We start from the raw sequence: 20685 nt of genomic DNA, 5'->3' as shown, positions 1-20685 counted from the left end.
AACGCAGAATTAAACTGCGATTTTCCCTGAGCCATTATGTGAGGTGTTTATGACGACGTTAATTAAAGAGCAAGATTTTATTCAAAGTATTGCGGACGGATTTCAATTTATTTCTTATTATCATCCTGTTGATTACATTCAAGCCCTCGGTAAAGCCTATGAATTAGAACAATCCGATGCGGCACGTGATGCGATGGCACAAATTCTGGTCAATTCGCGTATGTGTGCGGAGGGACATCGGCCGATTTGTCAAGATACAGGAATTGCGGTGGTTTTTCTCAAAATTGGTATGAATGTCCGTTTCGATACGACACGCAGTTTACAAGAATTGGTCGATGAAGGCGTGCGTTTGGCTTACAACAATCCTGACAATAAACTACGTGCATCCGTGTTACTTGACCCTGCTGGATCACGTAAAAACAGCAAAGATAATACACCAGCAGTGTTACATGTTGAACTGGTGCCGGGTGATACTGTTGAAGTACAATTAGCGGCAAAAGGCGGCGGTTCGGAAAACAAATCTAAATTTGTCATGCTCAATCCCAGCGACAGCATTGTCGAGTGGGTGTTGAAAACAGTCCCGCTAATGGGGGCAGGCTGGTGTCCACCGGGCATTTTAGGCATTGGTATTGGGGGAACGGCAGAAAAAGCCATGTTATTGGCTAAAGAGTCTTTAATGGATCACATTGATATTCAAGAATTAATTGCTCGCGGTCCCAGCAATAAAATTGAAGAATTACGCATAGAGTTATATACTAAAGTCAATGCCTTAGGCATCGGCGCACAAGGTTTAGGGGGGTTAACCACAGTTTTAGACGTAAAAATCAAAGATTTCCCCACTCATGCGGCTTCTTTGCCTGTGGCGATGATCCCCAATTGCGCGGCCACGCGGCACACACATTTTACGCTGGACGGCAGCGGACCCGCGGTATTGCATCCCCCCCATTTATCCGATTGGCCGGCGGTGACTTGGGCAGCGAGTACACAAACTCGTCGTGTTAATCTGGATACGGTAACACGAGAAGAATTACAAAACTGGCAGCCCGGTGATCGCTTGTTACTCAGCGGAAAATTGTTGACTGGCCGCGATGCCGCACACAAACGTATTGCAGACATGATGGCACGCGGCGAATCGTTGCCACCCGAAATTGATTTTAAAAATCGCTTTATTTACTACGTCGGACCCGTCGATCCCGTCGGCGATGAAGTCGTCGGCCCCGCCGGCCCAACGACAGCCACCCGCATGGATAAATTCACCGAGATGATGTTGGAAAAAACAGGCTTAATTGGCATGGTCGGCAAAGCTGAACGCGGCGACCAAGCCATTGAAGCCATTAAGAAATATCAAGCGGTTTATTTGATGGCAGTGGGTGGCGCGGCGTATTTGGTCTCAAAAGCGATTCGCTCGGCGCGAGTGGTGGCGTTTGCCGATTTGGGCATGGAAGCCATTCATGAGTTTGAAGTGGCAGACATGCCTGTCACTGTCGCGGTGGATGTGACCGGGGAATCCGTACATAAAACAGGCCCCGCGATTTGGCGTGAGAAAATCGGTAAAATTGCGGTAAAATCATCGTAAATTAAAGCCTACATTAGCCCTACTTTTTCATGTAGGGCTAAGGGTTTGGGCAAAAATTAATTTGTTGAAAGAATCACAATCATTACCAAATTCGATGCTTTTATTTTTTAGTCATAAATCTTGCAATGACGCTGTCTATAATTTTTTGAAAGAAATTTTTAGAAGGTTCAAGTGGTTTTTTTAGATTCTCTTGAATTAATTTTTTAATTTCTTCAAAGCGAGAGTTAAAAACAGTTATTTCTTGTTGCATTTTCCATTCAAATCTATTAATTTTTTCATCAATAATTTGATATTGCTTTGTTAAGGGTTCAATTGTATTTTTAATATTAGCAATATCTTGTTTTAGCTCACGATTTGCTGCAATATGATTATTGATTGTGTAGCCTTCAATTTCCAACCAAATTTTTTCTAATTTATCAATATATTCTTGAGCATTTTCTATGCTATTTTGATGACCATCTAAAAAATGCTTGGCTTTTTGATAAGCCTTTTTTATTTTTTCTGGGGTTTCATTGAGTTTTTGAGCAATATTAATAAGCCGAATATAGATTTTTAAGGCTAAAGTTTTATCTTTTTTAAAACGCTTTAACTTATCAAGAATATCTTGATAATAGTTTCTTGCTTCTTCATACTTTTCAACTCTAAAAAATGAATTAGCAAGCAATAAGTAAATTTTAATTTCATCTCTTGCTTTTTTAAACCAAGTTACATTTTCCAATAAAATTGATTCAAAATTAGAATAATCTTTTTTCTTTAAGAAAATACCCGCTAAATATTTCACACCATTAAATACTTGCTCGAAACTTTCATTTTTTGCATAGTGATTTATAATTTTCTTTAATATTGAAATAATTTTCTCATCATTAGATGAGTCGTTATTTCTCTCAAAAAAGTTTAGTAAATTTGAAAAAACACGTTCTATCACTATTTCTCTTTCGGGATAGGTGTCATTTTCAAAAACAATATTCAAAAAACGGTCTAAATCTTCAAAAAATTTTCCTTTGAGGTATAAGTCAATAATATACCAATTTTTTCAGAGTCGTATAATAATACTTTTTAAATAGGAGAGAATAATGAACAAGAGATATGAAGATTTAGAAGAGTTAATGTCAACAGGTGAAGCGAGAGAAGTGAAGCGAGCGATGGCAGTAAGAATGTCTTTGCTTGGTTTTGTGCGTGCGGAAGCGGCTTTAGCGTGTTGTGTCAGTGTGCAATTTGTGGATAAATAGAAAGCCATTTATTTAGCGTCAGGGGTGGAAGGATTAAAGTTAGCGTATAAAGGCTCGCCAGGGTATTTAAAGCCGCGTGAACGAGAAGATGTGATTAATTGGATACAAGAAAAGAAGACAATAACAATAGAGGAACTAAAGAGATACTTAAAAGAGGAGTATGATGTTTTCTATTCTTCAAATACTTCTTATACTAAATTATTAGAAGAAGCGAATTTAAGTTATAAGAAGACACACAAAGAGAATTCGGCAAAAGATGAGGTAAAAGTAGAAGCTAAAAAAAAAGAGATTAAGGATTTAATAGATAAGGAGCGTGAACAGATAGAAAGTGGAGAGGTAATGTACTGGATGCAAGACGAAAGCCATCAGTTGTGGGGAGATATTTGTGCTTATGTTTGGTCGAAAAAAGGAGAAAGAACGTCAATAAAGATGAGTAATTATCGCACTTCTCAAACGTGGTATGGAGCGGTGAATATTTATACGGGAGAATTTATTTTAGATAGGGCAAAGAAAGCTGATACAAAATATACGATAGACTTTATTAACTGGCTCATTTACAGATATAAAGAAGCCCGTCATGTGATTATTTGGGATGGTGCAAGTTATCATCGTTCTGAAGGTTTAAGAACTTATTTAGAGAAATTAAATGGGGGACTTCCAGAATCAGAATGGAAAGTTCGTTTATTAAGATTTGCGCCCAATGCCCCAGAGCAAAATCCAGTCGAGGATATTTGGCTTCAAGGTAAGAATTGGGTCAGAAAGAATTTTCATCGTCTATCAAGCTTTAAAGAAGTCACTAGTATGTTTGAGACCTTTTTGTCAGGTAAAGTGTTTAAGTTTAATAAAATTAAACAGTATCTTATACCTAATATCTAGCTAGATATTAGAACTTAATTTGTTTTTATATCTCACATAATTTTGGTATATAATTTCTCTGTCCAGCAATTCATCGGATTTATCTTTTTTAAAAGTATGTCTGGCGGTTAAAATATAAAAACACGAAGCATTCTCTGTGGGTTTTACAATAACCCCACTACCCGATTTTGTTCCTTGAACAGTTATTTTTACAGCATAATCTTTTATATCATCATAATGATGTAACATTTTTTACTACCCAAAAATTAATGGTTCATTTTCCTTTGAGAAAAAAGAAAAATTATATTTTTTTCTTTGCTCAGGTTCAAATACAGGGTTATCTTTTAAAGAATTATACACAGAGTCATAATTAAGAAAAAAATTTATTTTTTTACCTAAATTTCTTTCTGGATTCATAATAATTTTACAAAGCGTTTCCGTGTCAGGATGACCATGTTTTCCCGCATTTGTTAAAATGACAAAGGTATCTGTATCAATGAGTTCTAAAAACGCTTGATTTAAATTATTTTTACTCCCGTGATGCGACAATTTAACAAAATTAATTTTTAACTTATTCTTTTTAGAATAACCTAAATTTATTAAAGAGTTTGTAACTAACTCTATATCCGCATCCGCAAGTAACAAAAACTTATATTCTTCTTTATACGTTAATAATAAAACAATACTGGCCGCATTAGTCGGACTAGAGTCTTTCTTAAATTCATATTGCGCTAACTGTTCAATTGTACAAAAATTGATACGAGTTTTTGTAGCCGTTTCTCTAGTTTCAGACACTGATTCTAAAATACTTGATGCCAAAATATCTAATTTTTCTTTAGTCGGAGAAAGTATATTTACCTCTAAATGAGGAAAAATTTCAAATTTCTCTGGCTTTGCTTCAATGAAAATTTGATCATCATAAGTAAGTTTATTTTCTTTAGCCAGTTCTTTAACACGATCCTGAAACGTTACTCCTTGTCTTGCACTTGTTTCGTTAGAGTCAGTAAATGAAGGAATAAAATTAGCTTTATCAAGCGAATTAAACCAAACTTTTTGAACTAAGCGTCCATCTTCTTCATTTTTAAGAATACCAATAAAACCTCCAATATGATCGCTATCAATATGAGTTAAAACCATTAAATCTATTAATTGCTTATTAGATTTTATTTTTTGAATGCTTTTATGTAAGTAATTCTTTTTTGTTCCACCATCAACAAAAATATTCTTTCCATCAAAAGAAATTAAAATGGCATCACCATAACCTGCGGGTAAAAAATTAAATGTAATAGACATTGTTTCACCAAAATAATAGTGTTATTTATAGAATTTAATCGTCTGAATTAGAACCAATAAGCACCCAAAAATAAATCCCATTAATTCCAATTCAGACCAAACCAACCATTACCCCTCACTGCGGCGCAGCAAATTCACGGGCAAACGAAAAGAGGTATTTTCTTCAATGCCTGCCATTGTTCGGACTTGATTGGCAACGCCTAATTCATTTAAACGCGCCAATACGCCTGTCACTAGAATTTCTGGCGCAGACGCACCCGCCGTAATTCCCACTCGCGGCGAATGAGCAAACCATTCCACTCGAATATCATTGGCATCCTCAATTAAATACGAAATAACCCCGTTTTGCGCCCCAACTTCTCGCAAACGATTGGAATTAGAACTGTTGTGCGCGCCAACTACTAACAATAAATCAATCGATTGCAACAACTCCCGCACCGCATTTTGACGATTTTGCGTGGCATAACAAATGTCATTTAAGGCAGGCCCCTGAATCTGGGGATAACGTTGTAGTAACGCATCAATAACCGCTTTCGTATCATCAATGCTCAAGGTGGTTTGTGTCACGTAGGCCAATTTATCAGGATCGGAAACCTGCAATTGCGCCACTTCGGCTTCGGTGGATAAAACGTAAACTTTCCCCTCAATTCGCCCGCGTGTGCCTTCGACTTCGGGATGACCGGGGTGACCAATGATAATAATTTCATAGCCTTGACGCGCATAACGTTGGGCTTGTAAATGCACTTTGGTAACCAATGGACAGGTGGCATCAACCACGTTCAATTGTCGAGCTTGTGCCTGTTCTACAATTGCAGTCGCCACGCCATGCGCACTGAAAATACACACACACCCCGCCGGCACCGCTTCCAAAGACTCCACAAAAACCGCACCCCGTTCCCGCAATTGTTCTACCACATGGCGATTATGCACAATTTCATGTAAAACATAAATCGGCGGCTTGTATAATTCTAAACACCGCTCCACAATTTCAATCGCCCGCTCTACGCCCGCACAAAAACCACGCGGTTGCGCCAAAATAATCTCCATGTTTTACACCCTATTGCCTTGAAATAATTGAAATTTATGAATATTTAACGCAATTCCAAACTGGGATTATACGTGGTGGTGACCGTGGAAGAATGGGGGTCGTTGAGTAAAATAATTTCCACTCGGCGATTCAATTGCCGCCCTGATGCGTCAGTGTTGGAGGCGGTAGGACGGGTTTGCCCAAAGCCTTTGGTGCTGATACGGTCGGCTGAAATACCGCGAGAAACCAAAGCTTTTTTCACACTGGCAGCACGGGATTCGGATAATTTTTGATTATATTTGGCAGAACCGGTGCTGTCTGTATGGCCTTCGATGGCGATGAGACGGCTTTCTCCGTAACTGTTGAGTTGTTGGGCGATCTCGTCTAAACGTTGACGGGCTTCGCTGCGCAAGCTGGCTTTATTCACGTCAAATAAAATCGCATCTAAAGTGAATAAAACGCCGCGATCTGTTTCTGTTCCTGCTGACATTAACGACAAGGGCGTGGGTTGATAAGTGGGCGCGCCCGCGGCCAATACGGGTACCGCAATGGGGGGAGTGGTTTTTTCGTAAGGCGTGGCCTGCATGGCACACCCACTGGTGAATAATAAGCCTGTTATTGTAGTGAAATAAAAAGGTAATAAAGAAGAGAATGATTTGAATGGCATGGTGTAAATCTCCTATTATTTTAACGCCATGAAGGCACATATAAAACGATAAATAAAACTAACCCCGTCGCTATTCCAAATAGTAATAATGCTAACCATAATGGCGTTTGAGAAACAGAATGTGGCGTGGTCTCTGGAGTCACCCATTTTTTCCCCGTGATCATGGGACGGACAAGATTATCTCGTTTCACCAATAAATAGAACAGAATAGCCGATAAATGCAGCGCAATAAACGCCAATAACACATTAAAATTCCAATAATGTATCGAAGTCATTCCTTGCCGCGTATCCCCAGAAACCCAATGCGCAAAAGGCCCCGTGGTAAAAATATCATCATCTGCAAATAAGCCAGTTACGGCTTGAATTAAGATGAGTAATAACAAAGCAAAAACCGAATAAGCCCCCAAAGGATTATGTCCTAAATAAACTTTTTGTTCGGATTTAAATAAACCAAGTAAATAATGCAAACTGGTGATAGGGCTGTAAGTAAATTGCCAAAAACGAGCATATTGATTACCAAAAAATCCCCATAATAAACGAAATGCCAATAAACACAAAATGGCATAGCCACCATAACTGTGCCAAGTCATGTTGTAATAAACCGACTCGCTGGCCGTCGCCCATTGGAAAATAATTAATAACACTAAACTCCAATGAAATAAACGAGTCGGTAAATCCCACACCTTCACAGGCAATAATTGATTCATAAATTACTCCTCTATTTTTGAGAATGAAGAAGGGAATAAAAAAATTATTCCCTTTGTCAAAAACTAAAAAGATATTCGTTTAATGGTTATCTTCCGATTTATTCTCAAGTTTTGGCTCTGTGCTGCGGGGACGTGCCACTGTAGTCACTGAATCGGCTTCAGATTCGTCACGGTTGTCATCAGATGGCGCGTAAGGAGCGACATACGACGAATCGCTGTCATTGGTTTCAGCGTATTTGTCCGTTGTGCTTCTGTTGTCTGTGTTATCTCGTTTGCGTCGAGTTCCGCGGCGGCCGCGTCGAATTTGTGAACGTTCTCGATTGGCGGTGGGTTGGGCGTTTTGTTCTGTGCTGGGATCGTCGGTCATCTCCTCTGGCACAATGTGTTCTACCTCTTGCGGGGCAAAAGATGCGTCCGTAGGCGAATGAGCCGCTTTTTTGGGCGAATCCCCAAATAAACTTTCCCACAAACGTTGCAAGAAACCAGTCGGTTGTAGGGGAGGTGGTGGTGGAGTCACCCGACGCGGAGAGGCGGTTGGTGTTGCTGTATAATTCAACGTTTTTACCGCAGGTTCTTCGCTGCTGGTTGTGGGCTGTTGACGGGTGGGCAGCGCGTAACGTTGTGAATCGTCTGGAGTATTCAACATGTGATAACTGGCAGGCAGGTCTTTTTTATCCTCTGTTTTGATGCGCTGCACTTCGTATTTTGGCGTGTGCCAATTGGGATTGGGGATCAAGACCAGTTTGATATTTTGCCGCGCTTCAATTTCGTCTAACACATGACGTTTTTCGTTTAATAAAAACGTGGCTACTTCTAAGGGCAATTGTGCCAGTAAGGCTTGGGTTTGCGTTTTCATTGCTTCTTCTTCCAACAAGCGCAACATGGCCAAAGCAAATGATTCAGTGCTACGAACTGTACCCTGTCCCTGACAACGTGGACAACGCATTTGCATCACTTTGCCCAACGGAGAACGTAAACGTTGCCGCGACATTTCCAGTAGACCAAAACGAGAAATACGACCAACTTGCACGCGAGCGCGATCCATTTTTAACAATTCTTTCATGCGACTTTCAACAGAACGTTGATGACGATGACTCAGCATGTCGATGAAATCAATCACAATTAAACCACCAATGTCCCGCAAACGCAGTTGGCGCGCAATTTCATCCACCGCTTCTAAATTCGTATTTAACGCAGTTTCTTCGATGTCCGCGCCGCGAGTGGCACGCGCCGAATTGATGTCAATCGCCAGCAACGCCTCGGTGTGATCTAAGACGATAGTTCCCCCCGATGGCAGTTTGATTTCTCGTTGAAAAGCCGATTCAATTTGCGTTTCGAGTTGAAAACGGGTAAATAAGGGAATTTTCTCGTCGTAGTATTTGACTTTATTGACAAAAGTGGGCATCACTTGGCGCATAAAACCCACTGCTTCGTTGTAAATTTCGGGTTCATCCACCCAAATTTCCCCGATTTCTTCGCGTAAATAGTCCCGAATGGCACGAATAATCACATTGCTTTCTTGATAGACTAAGAAAGGGCCAGAACGGCTTCCAGCCGCTTCGACAATCGCATACCACAATTGCAGCAAATAGTCTAAATCCCACTTGAGTTCTTCTGCGGTTTTGCCAACGCCCGCGGTGCGTAAAATAATGCCCATGCCTTCGGGTAAAACCAGCGTATTCATGGCTTCGCGGGCTTCGCTGCGATCTGCGCCTTCAATGCGTCGGGATACGCCGCCTGCGCGGGGATTGTTTGGCATTAAGACCAGATAACGTCCCGCCAGACTGATGTAAGTGGTTAAGGCCGCGCCTTTGTTGCCTTGTCCTTCTTTATCCACTTGCACCAGTAATTCTTGCCCTTCGCGCAATTGATCACAGCGGCCGCGTCCGTTGTGGGTGTCGCCTTGAAAATTCTCCACCGCCACGTCTTTAAGCGGTAAAAAACCATGGCGATCTCCCCCATAATCCACAAAAACGGCATCTAGGCCGGGTTCGATTCGGGTAATGCGTGCTTTGTAAATATTGGCTTTGATTTGTTGATGGTTGGCGGTTTCTACGTCAAAGTTATACAATCTTTGTCCATCCACCACAGCCACACGGACTTCCTCGCGTTGGGTGGCGTTGATCAAAATTCTCTTCATGGTCATATCCTTAGATAAAACGCGCTCGACCAATTTTTTCCGCTAACACGCATTTTATTGCTTTCGTGTTTGCCACAGCAAAACAGGGACACCACAATAGGAGTCTCTAGGCGGTGCATTTTGGATGTTAAAGGGTGGTATTAAGTGGTATTTTTAGCCCTGAATGTCCAAAAATCTCTAAAAATGAGGGGTTAACGGTTAGTTATGGGAGCGCAATGTCGTGTTTAATGTTGTAACAGTACGAGACGATTTGGTGTCGTTGCGAGCGGTGACGCTTTTTTGGGTGCAAGGCTGTTTTAAGCCCATCTGGCACAATAAGCAGAAAAGCGTATAAATCGAATGATCGCAGTGATATTTTACAATGTCGTACTTAGCCTGTGCGCCTAAAAACGGGAGTGTCAGCCTTTGATGCTGAAGTATTCTCTTGATGTCGTTTTTGGCGAGACGCTATTTTGAACACAAGGCGTTAAGATGACGTGTTGAGACGGCGCGGGTCTGCAAAGTGATTTTGCGAGAGAAACAAGGGTAGGTGTGTTTTGGCAAGCCTCACTGTTTCGTGCGTCTAAACGGATAGGGTGTCCCTGCGTCAATGGTATGATTACCGCCCGCAAGGTTGCCCGCTCAAAATAGCGGATCAACTATAGCACGTTCACTTACAGTATCAAATTGGGAGTGATGAATTTCCTGTGATTCTTTATTTTAAGCCTGAAGCACGTTGCTACGTGCTGATGGTTTTAACTTGTCGGGAGCATCAAGTGTCTATTCTTGTTGATAGGCGATATGAAGATAGGAATAGAGAGGGTGATTTTGTGGTAATTTGCGTAAGCAATTGTGGTAAAAGCATTCAATATAATTGATACTTTCATCTTTTTCTGGGGTAACATCTTCAGGACATTTTTTTATGAAATTTTTGCGATCTAATGGATCAGCTTTATTTTGCGCTGTGCTGATTAATCTTCCCTTAAAAAGAAGTTCTAATTGATGATTTATAAGCATCTTTTCTTGTAACAATTCTTCTAAAACCAGTAGAAATAAAAACGCTACTGTTTCAGGTTTAACAACACTTTTTGAACTGCGGCGAATATTTCCATGTGCTGTTCGATTGCGCATGGTTGCCAATGGAGAAAATTCTACAGATGCGCTTTTATCAAACGGCTTTGATAAATAATCACATAAGATTAAATACAGTTCATCATCTCCGTCTTTAGGGGAATAATCATGTAATGGTTTTAATAACCATTCAATGCCTTCGATAAAGGTGTCTTTATCAAGAATTTCGTTATATTTGTCCTTTAATTGATAAGAATTTTTACTTATTTCTTTTAAAGAATCCAATAAGCCCCGTCGCAAGGTTAAATAAGGAAAATCAGGATGTTGAGAATTAAAATGGTGATCTAACCAAGCCATCAGCTTTTCTTTATCTTCTGGTTTTTTCTTATCAAATACTTGAGGCTCAGGAATGCGGGCGTTTTTAAAGCATTCAATGAAAATATTGGCGGTGTCGTCAGGGGGTGGGTACTTAAAAGTTTCCTTATACCACTCTTTCAATGCTTCACACAATGCCTTATAATCACCTTTGGCATAACCACCTTTAGTAATAATTTGCTCTGAAACGGAATCGAAATGTTCTTCTTGTTCTTCAGTTAAAGAAGCGTCTTTCTTGAAGTCAGAAATAACTTGCTCCATACTGTCTTTTATCTTCTTTTGCCCCGTAAGCTTGATTTTTTCCAACATTGTGTTGAAAGCAATAGCACGCTTATCTGGGTTAATATTGCCCGTAAAAAAACAAATCCGCTCAGTTGGAAAACGCTGTTGAAAAACAGCTAAAAAAAGATGAAAGCCTGCTTCATGTAAAAGCCTTTCTTCGTCTAAATCCCAGCTCTTATTTTTATCAAGATAACTTTTAATGTCGGCGTGTGATGAAACATGGCGCAAATCAATATCCAACACCAAAAAATCATAATGGTGCAAGTTGTTAGTCAGTTCACGCCGAGAATCCATAAAATCTTCTTTGCAATCTACATTATCGGCATATTGTGCAAAAAAGTTAGTTTTTTCATTCCCGATTTCATCTTCAACCCACAATATGCGCATTTCCTTCTAATCCCCACTTATGTATGCTTCTAACATTTTAGCCAAGCGTTTAGTACGTTGTTTTGAAATTTCTGAACGGATAAAAATAGTTTTCCGCAAACCAAATGTTAAATGAAAAAATTTAGACACTTTATCATCTTCAATTTTTAAAGTATCCACATCATCATTGATTTGCTTTAGCGTTTCCCGTAAAGCGTTTAAGCCGACTTCAGAACCTACGCTCTTATTTTCTTGATAAGTATTATAAAAGTCAAGCGTTAAATATTCCAATTCTTGATGGGTTTGGGTGGTGAAATGCAGTTTTATATGGCTTAAATCGCTATATCTTAATAGATTAAGCAATAATTCGGATAAAATGTTGCGTAAAATGGCTTCGGCGTAATTAAGTTTTTTAACCCGCATTTCTTGCCAATCATCATTTAATGTCACTTCAAATTCAGGCATTAAATTAGCCTTAATCCAATCAATAACAGGCATCGTTCCCAGTAAAACCTGATCTTGATAATCTTGTTGTAATTGCGCTGCATTTTTTTCGTTTTTGACTAAGAAGGTTTCCCATTGTTTTTTTAGTGGATGATATTGGAATAAATCAGAAATTCTCAGTTTTAAACATTCGTTTAAAATTTCTGGAAAAGTGCGGGCTTCGTCAGGAGAAGGATCACGATCACCTAAGATAAGGCGTTGAAACTCTTGCTTACTTTGCTTGTCATCACCTGCATATAAATGCCGAGTACGCAATAATTGGGCATTAATTCTTGTTAATTCCTCTTGCTGCGCACTGTTTAATAAAACTAAATGTTGTTGTTTTAATTCAGGATAATTTTTTAATTCCTCTGCAATTTTTTGCAAACGGTGCGGAAAAAGATGATTACCCAACCAATGGTTATATTCACGAGTGAATTCTCGTTGCTTTGTGTTGGCTTTTTCTAATTCGGAATTAAGTCGTTCTAATTCGATATTAGTTTGTTCTAACTGGTCAGTCAGTTTAAAATTTTCTAAAACTTGAAAGTAAAAATGTTTTTGATCGGGATTTAATTCGCCTGCTTTCTCAAAATCTTGGGCGGCCATATTGAGGTTTTTTTGGTGAGCATGGCAAGCAGCTCTTGCTAAATAAAAAGTCCATTCATCAGGATTTAATTCTATGGCTTGATTATAATCAGTTAATGCTTTCTCATATTTTTCTTGTTCAAAATAAACAATGCCACGATTATGATAAAAACCCGCCTCTTTAGGATTTAATATTATAGCTTGATTATAATCAGCTAATGCTTTCTCATATTCTTTTTGCTCAAAAAAAATACTACTACGGTTATAATAAGCCCGCGCATCATTAGGATTTAATCTTATGGCTTGATCAAAATCAGTTAATGCTTCCTTATACTGTTTTTGTTCTGCATAAATATTTCCACGATTATTATAAAAAGCAGCTTGTTTAGAATTTAATGCTATGGCTTTATCATAATCGCTTAATGCTTTCTCATACTGCCCTTGCTTTGAATGAACAGTGCCACGCTCAAGATAAAAAACTGCCTCTTTAGGGTTTAAAGTTATAGCTTGATTAAAATCAGCTAATGCTTTCTCATACTGTTTTTGCTCAGAGTAAATATTGCCGCGATTAAAATAAAAACCTGCCTCTTTAGGATTTAAAGCTATAGCTTGATTATAATCAGCTAATGCTTCCTCATACTGTTTTTGCTTCGCATGAACAAGGCCACGATTATGATAATAACCTATCTCTTTAGGATTTAAAGCTATAGCTTGATTAAAATCAGCTAATGCTTTTTCATACTGTTTTTGCTCTAAATAAACATTGCCACGATCATTATAATAACGCGCTTTTTTAGGACTCAAGGCTATAGCTTGATTATAATCAGCTAATGCTTTTTCATACTGTTTTTGTTTTAGATAGAAAAAACCACGATTATTATAATAATCTGCTTTTTTAGGTTCTAATTCTATCGCTTGATTAAAATCAGCAAACGCCTCATCATATTTTCCATTTTCCGCGTAAAGAATAGCACGTTCATTGTACCCCTGTGCATTCTCTGGATCATGATGAATAGATTCATCCAATTTTTTTAATTCTTCTTGTTTTTCTAACGATAACTTTGTCATCACATCACCTTATCAAGATTTAAAAAATTCAGTACAGATCAACAGTATAATCACTGCACTGAATTTGAGCAAGTTGGGGACAAAATGCTTTACCGCATTTTACAAAGAAGGAGGAGTCCTTTTAGTCGTTTATTTTTTATAAACAACAACCAATCCCTACTCCCCATTTCTCGCCAAAAAATAATTAACCTGTCCTGCGCGCTGTTTTTTTATCCACTGCCATTGTGCGGGCAACGGTAATTCGCTTAAATTCTGCTCCGCTTCCAAATAAATCAACGCACCAGAAGATAACCAACCCGCTTGACTCAAGGCCTGACAACAAGTCACCAAATAATCATGACCAAAAGGCGGGTCTAAAAAAACAATATTAAACGGTTTCTCAGGCGGACTATTTAAAAAATGAAACGCATTTTGTTGAATCACTTTAATTTGTGTGGCATTTAATTGCGTTAATAACTGACGTAATTGTGTGGCTAATTGCGCATCGTGTTCGACTAAATAAACACTTTTCGCTCCCCGCGAAGCCGCTTCTAAACCCAATGCACCCGTACCCGCAAATAAATCTAAACAATGACTACTCGGAATTGACCAGTTTAACCAATTAAATAATGTTTCACGAATGCGATTGGGAGTGGGTCTTAAATGGGGTTTATCTAAAACCGTTAAAGTTCGTCCGCGCCATTCTCCACCGATAATTCTAATTTTGCCCATTTTATTTATTTTATCAACCTTTCTTTTTCAGATTGCCAAACGACTAAAAATACGATTAAATTGGCCGTTTGTGATTTGCCCAACGAGCTTAAAATGCACTACATTATTTTTCTCGCCAGCTTGCTATTATTAACCGCTTGTGGCGCGCCTGACAATGCCGCGATTCGTTTTGGTTTGGCCGCCGCGCCCGTGAATTTAGACCCGCGCCAAGCCACCGATGCCGCGTCCTCGCGCATTAATCGCCTGTTATATCGGGGATTGGTCGATTTTGATGCCGCGTTGCGTCCTGTGCCTGATTTAGCCGATTGGCGCGTGCGGGATGCGCTTGAATTGGAATATGAACTGACTTTGCGTCCTGATCGTCCTGATTTTCACCATCAACGCCCTTTAACCGCGCACGATGTTAAAGCGACTTATGACTGGATTTTGCACGCGGAAAATGCCTCACCTTTACGCGGTAATTTGCAAATTATTCGTGAAATTGAAATTGTCGATAATAACACGTTAATTTTTAAACTCAATAAAGCCGATTTACTCTTTCCCACGCGCTTAACGGTGGGGATTGTTCCCCATGATTTACATGATCACCGTTTCACTCGTCATCCTATTGGCAATGGCGAATTTGAATTTATCCAATGGCAAGAAGACAATCGTTTAACATTACGTCGTCGCCATGATGGGCAATTAGTGACTTTTTATGAAGTAAAAGACCCTGTGGTGCGTTCGCTTAAATTAATTCATGCCGAATTAGATTTAATTCAAAATGATTTATCGCCTGAATTAGTCACGTGGTTATCTCAACAGAAATCAGTTAAAGTCGAAACCAGAACAGGCAGCAATTTTGCTTATTTAGGTTTTAATTTACAAGACCCATTAACACAACAATTAACCGTGCGCCGTGCGATTGCTCACGCGATAGATCGAGAAGCCATTATAAAATATGTCATGGGAAATGCGGCCGATTTAGCCCACGGTTTATTACCGCCGCACCATTGGGCGGGGCAAACGGTAAATCATTATGAATATAATCCTGAATTAGCGCGTCAATTATTGGCTTCTATCGATAAATCAATGCCTTTAATGCTGAGTTATAAAACCTCTAATAATCCATTTCGGGTGCGTTTAGCCAGTGTGATTCAACAACAATTAGAAGCAGTAGGCTTAACCGTTTCTTTACAGACTTATGATTGGGGAACGTTTTATGGTGATATTAAACAAGGGCGTTTTCAAATGTTTAGTTTAGCGTGGATTGGAATAAAAACGCCCGATATTTTTCGTTATGCTTTTCACAGCGAAGCCCAACCACCCAATGGGGCTAATCGCGGACGTTTTGTTGATCCCATCGTGGATCAATTCATCGAACAAGCCGAACAAGCCCAAGAATTAGAAACCCAAGCCAATTTATACCGTCAATTACAAACTTACTTACATGAACAATTGCCTTATATTCCCTTATGGTATGAAGACCATATTTTAGTTTATAATAAACGTTTGCACGGCTATTCATTAGCGGCAGATGGTAATTATGATGGCTTAAAAACAGCCACATTGATCACGCCTTCACATTAATTTTTAAATCGAGATAAACACATGAATCCAGAAAAAGTTGTTTTTGGTTTTTTTATTGTTTTGGCAATGACGTTAAATTTTGGTTTTTTTCTTGGCGACATTGACAATCCTGATCACCATCATGTTTATGAATTAGCGGCGGCGATTTTTGTCAATTTTGCCGCGACCATTTTAAAATTTGGCGACCGTTCTCAAGTGGGCGCGGTATTATTGGCCACCAGTTTAGTCGCAGACTTACAATTGATCGCGGCGGCGATTGTGTGGGGATTTGTGTTATACGTAGAACAATCGCCCATGACTCCCAGCGTGATGGCCAGTATTGTGTCTTTATCGGGCGGGGCATTGGTGGCTAATTTGGTTTCGGTTTTATTATTGGTGATTGAAACAGTCATGTTACGGCGTTGATTATGAAAGATCGCAGCAGTTCTATTATTTTTTTAGTGATGCGACGAATGCGCATCCCATTACTGGTGCTATTAAGCGTTTACACGATTTCTATTGTCGGCATGACATTAATCCCTGGTATTGAGGTGGATGGTAAAGTTTATTACATGGATTTTTTCCATGCGTTTTACTTCATTTCTTACACCGCAACCACCATTGGTTTTGGAGAAATTCCTTATAGTTTTTCTGGGGCGCAGCGGTTATGGGTTTCTATCTCGATTTATTTAACCGTCATTGGTTGGTTATATGCGATTGGAACGATTTTAACTTTAATTCAAAACGACACGCTGAAAAAAGTATTTACCGTGCGTCATTTTATCGGTTCAGTACAGCGCATTAAAGAACCTTTTTATTTAATTTGCGGTTATGGCGACACGGGAGAATCTTTAGTTCATGCCTTAGATCAACATGATATTCGCACGGTGGTGGTAGAAATTGATCAAACGCGCATTGATAATTTAATTTTAGATAATCACCCTGTTTATATCCCTAATTTATGTGATGATGCCAGCCGTCCTCAAGTGTTATTACAAGCAGGATTAAAAAGTCCTTATTGTGCGGGAGTGGTGGCCATTACGAATAATAATTTAGCCAATTTGCACATTAGCATTACCACTAAATTATTAAATCCCCAAGTACGTGCTATTGGGCGTGTTGATTCTCATGAAGTGGCGGCCAATATGGCTTCGTTCGGCACGAATTATATTTATAATCCTTTTGAGATTTTTGCCGAGCAGTTAAAAACCATGTTGCATTCTCCCAGTTTGCATGTTTTATTAGAATGGTTTATTGGGCGACGCGATAGGGTGACATTACGTGATTTAAATCCACCGCGGCAAGGGATTTGGGTCTTGTGTGGTTATGGGCGTTTTGGTAAATCGGTGTATGAACAATTACGCAAAGAACAAGATATTCATTTGGTGATTGTCGATTTAGCCCCAGAAAAAATGGGTTATCCTCGCGGACAATGTATTGTCGGGCGGGGTACGGAAGCGGTGACGTTGCGTCAAGCGCACATTGAAGAGGCGGTCGGTTTGGTGGCGGGGACAAATGATGATATTGATAATTTATCGATTGTCATGACCGCACGCGAATTAAATCCCAATTTATTTGTGGTGATTCGGGAAAATCGCTCCGAAAATCGCATTATTTTTGAGGCTGTTCATGCCAATGTGGTGATGCAAGCCAGTCAAATTATTGCGGATCATATTCGGGTTTTATTAGGCATTCCTTTGTTAAATGAATTTATGACTTTAGCGCGTCAACGCGGTGAGCAATGGTCACAACATTTAATTGCTAAAATTAACCAATTACAAATCGATAATCCTTACATTTGGGAGGTTAATATTAACAAAAAAGATACGCCTGCCATTTTTGAATTATTTAAGCAAAAAAAAGCGGTTAATTTAGAATGTTTATTAGCCGATCCGCGGGAGCGCAGTGAGAAATTATGCGCGATTCCCTTGTTGTTGGTGCGGGCGCAAGAATGCTTGTTAATGCCAGATGAAACGGAAAGTTTACGCAGTGGGGATCGTTTGTTGTGGTGTGGTACGCCGATGGGCGCATCGCTGATGAAATCGAGTTTAAACGATGCGCTTGTTTTACATTATGTGTCAACGGGAGAGACGATTCCGCGTAGTTATCTCTGGCGATGGTTGAGTTCGTAGTTTTTATTGTCGTCCATATACGTCTTCAAACCGCACAATATCATCTTCGCCCAAATAAGAACCTGATTGAATCTCAATGATTTCTAAAGGAACTTTACCGGGATTAGCGAGACGGTGTTTAATGCCCAGCGGAATATAAGTCGATTGATTTTCGCTGAGTAAAAAAATCTCCTCCCCTCGCGTAATCTCGGCCGTGCCTTTAACGACAATCCAATGTTCGGAACGATTGTAGTGCATTTGCAGCGATAAGCTGGCACCGGGCTTTACCATAATACGTTTAACCTGAAATCGCTCTTCCACATCAATATTTTCATACGTTCCCCACGGGCGATGCACGCGGCGATGTAAATTGGCTTCGTGGCGATTACCCGCTTTTAACTGCTCAACAATTTTTTTCACCGTTTGCGCTTGTTCTATCGGTGCAATTAACACCGCGTCGGCTGTTTCAATGACGATTAAATTATCTAAACCAATCCCCGCAATTAAGCGATGTTCAGCGCGTAAATAACAGTTTTTTACCTCATGCGTTAGCACATCACCTAATAGCACATTCTCATTTTCATCACGCGGACTCACTTCCCATAATGCCGACCACGCGCCCACATCACTCCATTGTGCGGATAAAGGAATTAACGCGCCCATTTCAGTTTTTTCCATCACGGCATAATCGACAGAATTCGCAGGACATTGGGTAAAACTTTCGCTGTCTATACGCAAAAAATCGGCATCTTGTTTGGCTTTTTCATAAGCCTGTTGACAGGCAATAAGCATGTCAGGAGAATAACGCGCCAATTCGGCTAAATAAACATCTGCCCGAAAAAGAAACATCCCACTATTCCAATAATAATCACCACTTTTTAAATAATTGGTTGCAGTATTTAAATCGGGTTTTTCGACGAATTGCGCGACTTTAAAAACGGCATTATCAGGCGTTAAAGATTCTCCCGTTTTAATATAACCATAACCCGTTTCAGGACGCGTCGGCACCACACCAAAAGTGACTAAATGACCTTGTGCGGCCGCGCTTTTTCCTGCTGTCACCGCGTCACGAAAGGCTTCAGGGTTTTGAATCAAATGATCCGCCGGTAAAACCAGAATCAGCGCGTCGGCTTCTTCTGCTTGTGCGGTCAAGGCCGCAATCGCCACCGCAGGCGCAGTATTTCTGCCAACGGGTTCTAAAATAAGATGTAATGGCGTGATATTTAAAGCCCGTAATTGTTCGGCAATTAAAAAGCGATGCACTTCATTACACACCACAATTGGCCCTGTTAAATCAGCTAAACCATTTAAGCGCGTTACGGTGTCTTGTAACATGGTTTTTTCGCCCGCTAAGGCCAGCAATTGCTTGGGATAATGTTCCCGCGATAACGGCCATAAACGGCTTCCTACACCACCTGATAAAATGACTGGAATTAGCTTCATTATTAGCTTCTCTTTAAAATAGTTAAAATCAAGTTATAAACCACTTTTTAAACTGGCTTCAATAAACGCATCTAAATCACCATTTAACACCGCTTGCGTGTTGCTAATTTCTATCCCAGTACGTAAATCTTTAATCCGCGATTGATCCAGCACGTAAGAACGAATTTGATGACCCCAACCAATATCTGATTTATTGTCTTCAATCACTTGCTGATTGGCGTTGCGTTTTTGCATTTCTAATTCGTACAATTTCGCCTGCAATTGTTTCATGGCTGTGGCTTTATTTTTATGTTGAGAACGGTCATTTTGACATTGCACCACAATATTAGTGGGTAAATGGGTAATTCTCACCGCGGATTCAGTGCGATTCACGTGTTGACCGCCCGCGCCGCTGGCACGATATACGTCAATTCTTAAATCTGCGGGATTAATATCCACTTCCACCGTGTCGTCAATTTCAGGCGAAACGAAAATAGCCGCAAACGAAGTGTGACGACGATTACCTGAATCAAAAGGCGATTTGCGCACCAAACGGTGTACGCCCGTTTCTGTGCGCAGCCAGCCATAAGCGTATTGCCCTTGTACGCTGACCGTCGCACTTTTAATGCCAGCCACATCGCCCGGTGATAATTCGATAATTTCGGTTTTAAAATCGTGACTTTCAGCCCAACGCAAATACATACGCAATAGCATATCTGCCCAATCTTGGGCTTCCGTTCCGCCCGATCCTGCTTGCACGTCTAAAAAGGCGTTATTTGCGTCCATTTCTCCCGAAAACATACGGGTAAATTCTAAGTCGGCTAATTGTTTTTCTAAATGCAATAAATCGGTTTCAACCGCGTGTAACATTTCCCCATCTTGTTCGTGATCGGCAATTTCTAATAATTCTCTGGTGTCGATCACGGATTGGCTCAAAGTAGTTAATAAATCAACCACTTGTTCTAATTGTACCCGTTCTCGTCCTAAAGTTTGGGCGCGTTCGGGTTGATTCCACACATCGGGTTGTTCTAATTCTCGTTTAACTTCAATTAAACGCTCTGCTTTATGGTCATAGTCAAAGATACCCCCTAAGCGTTTCTACCCGATAGCTGACATTTTTTAATGTCTCATATAAGCCTGTTAATTCCATGCGTTATGGTCTCGTGAAATAAGGTTGAATTATCGTTAAA

The 20685-nt window shown here is 40.0% G+C and carries 18 protein-coding genes; 6 read left to right on the top strand and 12 right to left on the bottom strand.

All coding sequences use genetic code 11. The features are described from left to right. The first annotated feature begins 49 nt into the window (after positions 1-49). Positions 50-1576, top strand: coding sequence for a fumarate hydratase (locus TPSD3_RS14030; RefSeq protein ID WP_086489151.1), 1527 nt, complete (start codon positions 50-52; stop codon positions 1574-1576). Between the two features lie 100 nt (positions 1577-1676). Here the strand turns inward: TPSD3_RS14030 and TPSD3_RS14025 are convergent, their stop codons facing one another. After that, positions 1677-2501, bottom strand: coding sequence for a tetratricopeptide repeat protein (locus TPSD3_RS14025; protein ID WP_140048574.1), 825 nt, complete (start codon positions 2499-2501; stop codon positions 1677-1679). 148 nt (positions 2502-2649) lie between these two features. On the opposite strand from TPSD3_RS14025, the gene TPSD3_RS17640 reads away from it, so the two are divergent. Beyond that, a complete protein-coding gene (locus TPSD3_RS17640; RefSeq protein WP_176329685.1) occupies positions 2650-2805 on the top strand; it encodes a hypothetical protein in 156 nt (51 codons plus the stop codon). 6 nt (positions 2806-2811) lie between these two features. Then, positions 2812-3681, top strand: coding sequence for an IS630 family transposase (locus tag TPSD3_RS14020; protein WP_140048573.1), 870 nt, complete (start codon positions 2812-2814; stop codon positions 3679-3681). On the opposite strand, the gene TPSD3_RS14015 is transcribed toward TPSD3_RS14020, so the two are convergent. The 9 genes from TPSD3_RS14015 to rsmD all read right to left on the bottom strand — a co-directional run bounded on the left by TPSD3_RS14015 (position 3682) and on the right by rsmD (position 14414). After that, complete coding sequence (locus TPSD3_RS14015) at positions 3682-3909, bottom strand: hypothetical protein (RefSeq protein WP_086489147.1); 228 nt, start codon at positions 3907-3909, stop codon at positions 3682-3684. A gap of 6 nt (positions 3910-3915) precedes the next feature. After that, complete coding sequence (locus tag TPSD3_RS14010) at positions 3916-4953, bottom strand: ComEC/Rec2 family competence protein (protein WP_086489145.1); 1038 nt, start codon at positions 4951-4953, stop codon at positions 3916-3918. A 108-nt stretch (positions 4954-5061) separates the two neighbouring features. Then, positions 5062-6000 (bottom strand): 4-hydroxy-3-methylbut-2-enyl diphosphate reductase, encoded by a 939-nt coding sequence (ispH, locus tag TPSD3_RS14005; RefSeq protein ID WP_086489144.1) that lies wholly within the window; start codon positions 5998-6000, stop codon positions 5062-5064. 44 nt (positions 6001-6044) lie between these two features. Further along, positions 6045-6647 carry an OmpA family protein gene (locus TPSD3_RS14000; protein WP_086489143.1) on the bottom strand — a complete coding sequence of 201 codons (603 nt, stop codon included), beginning with the start codon at positions 6645-6647 and terminating at the stop codon, positions 6045-6047. Between the two features lie 20 nt (positions 6648-6667). Beyond that, entirely contained in the window at positions 6668-7354 is a 687-nt protein-coding gene (locus TPSD3_RS13995; RefSeq protein ID WP_086489141.1) for a cytochrome b/b6 domain-containing protein, read from the bottom strand. Between the two features lie 79 nt (positions 7355-7433). Continuing rightward, complete coding sequence (locus TPSD3_RS13990; RefSeq protein ID WP_086489139.1) at positions 7434-9494, bottom strand: Rne/Rng family ribonuclease; 2061 nt, start codon at positions 9492-9494, stop codon at positions 7434-7436. A 759-nt stretch (positions 9495-10253) separates the two neighbouring features. Then, complete coding sequence (locus tag TPSD3_RS13985; protein WP_140048572.1) at positions 10254-11579, bottom strand: hypothetical protein; 1326 nt, start codon at positions 11577-11579, stop codon at positions 10254-10256. A 15-nt stretch (positions 11580-11594) separates the two neighbouring features. Further along, positions 11595-13703, bottom strand: a complete 2109-nt coding sequence (locus TPSD3_RS13980; RefSeq protein WP_086489135.1) for a tetratricopeptide repeat protein — start codon at positions 13701-13703, stop codon at positions 11595-11597. 156 nt (positions 13704-13859) lie between these two features. Further along, the gene (gene rsmD / locus TPSD3_RS13975; RefSeq protein ID WP_086489133.1) at positions 13860-14414 is read right to left on the bottom strand and encodes a 16S rRNA (guanine(966)-N(2))-methyltransferase RsmD; all 555 of its coding nucleotides are present in this window, start codon (positions 14412-14414) and stop codon (positions 13860-13862) included. Positions 14415-14507: 93 nt separating this feature from the next. On the opposite strand from rsmD, the gene TPSD3_RS13970 reads away from it, so the two are divergent. From TPSD3_RS13970 to TPSD3_RS13960, 3 genes are read left to right on the top strand one after another with little or no spacing between them, the layout of a single operon-like run. Further along, positions 14508-15983: an ABC transporter substrate-binding protein gene (locus TPSD3_RS13970; RefSeq protein WP_086489132.1), complete on the top strand. Its 1476-nt coding sequence runs from the start codon at positions 14508-14510 to the stop codon at positions 15981-15983. A gap of 21 nt (positions 15984-16004) precedes the next feature. Next, the gene (locus TPSD3_RS13965; RefSeq protein ID WP_086489131.1) at positions 16005-16388 is read left to right on the top strand and encodes a DUF6394 family protein; all 384 of its coding nucleotides are present in this window, start codon (positions 16005-16007) and stop codon (positions 16386-16388) included. A 2-nt stretch (positions 16389-16390) separates the two neighbouring features. Further along, positions 16391-18094 (top strand): potassium channel family protein, encoded by a 1704-nt coding sequence (locus tag TPSD3_RS13960; RefSeq protein ID WP_086489130.1) that lies wholly within the window; start codon positions 16391-16393, stop codon positions 18092-18094. Between the two features lie 3 nt (positions 18095-18097). Here TPSD3_RS13960 and TPSD3_RS13955 read toward each other — a convergent pair whose 3' ends face one another. Beyond that, on the bottom strand, positions 18098-19516 hold the full coding sequence (locus TPSD3_RS13955; protein ID WP_086489128.1) for a mannose-1-phosphate guanylyltransferase/mannose-6-phosphate isomerase: 1419 nt from the start codon (positions 19514-19516) through the stop codon (positions 18098-18100). A gap of 33 nt (positions 19517-19549) precedes the next feature. Continuing rightward, a protein-coding gene (prfB, locus tag TPSD3_RS13950; RefSeq protein WP_140048571.1) for a peptide chain release factor 2 occupies positions 19550-20645 on the bottom strand; the annotation gives its coding sequence in 2 pieces (ribosomal slippage) (positions 19550-20572 and positions 20574-20645; 1095 coding nt in all). Between the last annotated feature and the right edge of the window lie 40 nt (positions 20646-20685).

It is taken from the genome of Thioflexithrix psekupsensis (assembly GCF_002149925.1).
Taxonomy (GTDB): Bacteria; Pseudomonadota; Gammaproteobacteria; order Beggiatoales; family Beggiatoaceae; genus Thioflexithrix; species Thioflexithrix psekupsensis.
The sequence above is the reverse complement of the archived record's forward strand: the minus strand, read 5'-3'. Positions and strand labels throughout refer to the sequence as shown.